Source organism: Psychrobacter pasteurii (assembly GCF_900162815.1).
GTDB lineage: Bacteria > Pseudomonadota > Gammaproteobacteria > Pseudomonadales > Moraxellaceae > Psychrobacter > Psychrobacter pasteurii.
The window spans coordinates 1-406 of record NZ_FUGD01000164.1 but is presented as its reverse complement, the minus strand read 5'-3'; the positions used below and the strand labels follow the sequence as shown (position 1 = coordinate 406).

1 protein-coding gene is annotated in these 406 nt (G+C 40.4%); it reads left to right on the top strand.

What is annotated here, in order from left to right:
- Positions 1 to 406, top strand: a 406-nt coding sequence (locus A1232T_RS12980; RefSeq protein ID WP_143514002.1) for an RNA-guided endonuclease InsQ/TnpB family protein, incomplete at both ends; no start/stop codon positions are given.

The window sequence follows — 406 nt, the reverse complement described above, 5'->3', positions numbered from 1 at the left end:
GTTTAGCCTGTCTAATGACCAGTTTGCTGTTAAAGGCAGACAGATTCGCATACCAAATCTAGGTTGGGTTCGTATGCGTGAAGCCCTGCGCTTTGACGGTAAAATAATCTCAGCTAAAATCTTTAGTCGAGGTGGGAGATGGTTTGTCTCTGTTGCCGTTGAAATAGATACTGTAAACCTTGCTAAAAAGACAGGTAAGCAAACTGGTGTAGACTTAGGTATTACTGACTTAATCACCTTGTCAGACGGTACTAAAGTCAAAGCACTTAAGCCACTTAAGGTGAAACTCAAGAAACTTAAAAGGTTGAGTCGTCAATTAAGTCGTAAACAAAAAGGCAGTAACAATCGTGCTAAAGCGAAAGCCAAGCTATCACGATTGCACCTGCAAATTAGTAATATCCGTAAA